The sequence below is a fragment of the Streptomyces sp. NPDC004284 genome (genome assembly GCF_042874035.1).
Classification (GTDB): domain Bacteria; phylum Actinomycetota; class Actinomycetes; order Streptomycetales; family Streptomycetaceae; genus Streptomyces.
Genome location: NZ_JBIAMJ010000012.1, coordinates 234,674 through 236,889 on the forward strand (window position 1 = coordinate 234,674; position 2,216 = coordinate 236,889).

The following is a 2,216-nucleotide window of genomic DNA, read 5'->3' on the forward strand; positions in this document are numbered from 1 at the left end:
CGAACGCCGGCTCCCGGCTCCCGGCTCCCGGCTCCCGGCTCCCGGCTCCCGGCTCCCGGCTCCCGGCTCCCGGCTCCCGGCTCCCGGCTCCCGGCTCCCGGCGTGCCCAGTCTTTTAGTGTATCCAGCCCCATGTGAAAGTACTGACAAATTGCCCTGGATCAGGTCGAGTTCGCCGCCGAAGCTCGCTGAGATCGCCAGATCCACCGGAGTCGAAAGTGCCTGTCTCCAGGGCAGTTCGGGCAGCTGCAGATCGCGGAAGAGCTCGCGGATGCCGTCCTGGAACGCGGAGGATCCCGTCGAAGTGACCAATACCTGGACCCGGAAGTCGTCGTGGAACAGTGGCACCAGATCCAGCAGGCGGCCGGCCGAGGTGACGTTGTGGACCACCAGCAGGACTCGTCGCTGAGTCGTTCGGCTCGTCCACCGGCCGGCCCCTTCCCCGACCGGTACGCGAATCGCCGGGGGTTCTGGCCCCACTCGTAACCTCCTGGACGAGCATGACGTCGTTGCGCGAACACCCTATCCGCGTCCGGTGTTCTGCTGTGCTGCCAGCGGTGTTCCGGCTCGGTGCGCAGTCGCCTCTCGTACCCCGGAAGTGTTCGGGCAGTCCTCTGCCCGGTGGCAGGAACGGCCTCAAGCGGGGCGGCTGGCCTGCTGTTTCTTTCGAGGTTGCAGGACGGGCGTCACGTGCGTCGGGTGCGATGGCCTGGCACGTTTCGACGCACGTGACGCCCGTCGACATCAGTCCCGCACGCAGTGGTGCCGCGACCGGTCGCGAGGGCGTCGAAGACGCTCGGCGGCCGGTCCGGCGTCGGAGCACCGACGGATCGACGCCAGGAGCCGGTCGACATCGGCGGGGGAGTGCGAGAACGAGGTCACGAAGCGTACGACCCCCGGTTCCCAGCGGTCGTGGTAGAAGGTGTACCCCTCCGAGAGGAGCTCCTTGACGACCGGCGGGGCGAGCGTGCAGAAGACCATGTTCATCCCCGGCTCGCTGCGGGGCTCGACGCCGGGTGTCTTCTTCAGCCCGTCCCAGAGGCGGGAGGCCAGGGTGTTCGCCTGGTGGGCGTTGCGCAGCCACAGGTCGTCGGACAGGTAGGCGGCGAGCTGGGCGGCGTGGAAGCGGGCCTTTGCGGGGAGTTGGCCGGCGCGCTTGACGCGGGCGGTGAGTTCGGCGGAGGCGGGGGAGTGGAAGGAGATGACCGCGTCGGCGGTCATCGTGCCGTTCTTCGTGGTGCCGAACGACAGCACGTCGATTCCGGCCTTCCAGCTCATCTCGGCCGGACTGGCCCCGAGACGGCTCAGGGCGTTGGCGAACCGGGCCCCGTCCATGTGCACGCCGAGGCCGGCGGACTTGGCGTGCAGGCTCAGTGCGCGGATCTCCTCCAGCGTGTAGAGGCCGCCGGTCTCCGTGCCCTGACTGATGCTCAGCACCGAGGGCCTCATGCTGTGCACGTCACCGGCGCGGCGCCGTAGCTCGTGCTGCAGGGCATCGGGGTCGATCTTGCCGCCGGCGCCGGGGACGGTGACGACCTTGGAGCCGCCCGTGAAGAACTCGGCGGCCCCGCATTCGTCGTTGTCGATGTGGCCGTCCGGGTGACACAGAACGCTCCCCCACGGCCGCGAAAGAGACGACAGCGCGAGGCCGTTGGCAGCCGTGCCGGAAGAGACCAGGAAGACGTCGACATCCCGCTCGAACACCTCCCCGAGCCGGCGACGGACGGCCTCGGTCCAGGGGTCCGCGCCGTACGGAGCGGAGTGCCCCGTCGAGGCCGCCGCCACCGCTTCCAGTACTTCCGGAGACGCGCCGAACGTGTTGTCACTCAGGAAGTTCCGGCCGGCGACGTCGGTGGCATCCACGTCACTCATCCCGCGTCCAGGTGTCGTTGCCGGTGAGGAGCCGGCCCAGGTCGCCCTTGCCCTGGTGTTCGACGGCGGTGTCGAGCTGGTCGGCCATGAGGGTGTCGTAGACGGGCCGGTCGACGGAGCGGAAGACGCCGATGGGGGTCTGGTGCAGGGTGTCGGGGTCGGCGAGCCGGGAGAGCGCGAACGCGGTGGTGGGGGTGGTGGCGTGGGCGTCGTGGAGGAGGATCCGGGCCTCGTTGTCGGGGGTGACGGTGACGACCTTCAGGTCGCCGGTGGCGGGGTCGCGGACGACGCCCTTGTCGTTGTCGGTGCCGAAGCGGATCGGCCGGCCGTGTTCGAGGCGGATGA

The 2,216-nt window shown here is 69.6% G+C and carries 1 protein-coding gene and 2 pseudogenes; all 3 read right to left on the bottom strand.

The window, feature by feature from the left end:
- Positions 1-389: pseudogene (locus ACFYUS_RS27855) on the bottom strand (hypothetical protein); the annotation flags it as partial.
- Between the two features lie 354 nt (positions 390-743).
- Complete coding sequence (locus tag ACFYUS_RS27860) at positions 744-1,871, bottom strand: threonine aldolase family protein (protein WP_388857676.1); 1,128 nt, start codon at positions 1,869-1,871, stop codon at positions 744-746.
- Positions 1,864-2,216, bottom strand: a pseudogene (locus tag ACFYUS_RS27865) (2-oxoacid:ferredoxin oxidoreductase subunit beta); the annotation flags it as partial. The pseudogene ACFYUS_RS27865 and the gene ACFYUS_RS27860, both read right to left, overlap by 8 nt.

What these genes read in the sequence shown, in the direction of transcription:
- ACFYUS_RS27860 (WP_388857676.1), bottom strand. Translation starts at nt 1,871, where the DNA reads ATGAGTGACGTGGATGCCACCGACGTCGCCGGCCGGAACTTCCTGAGT.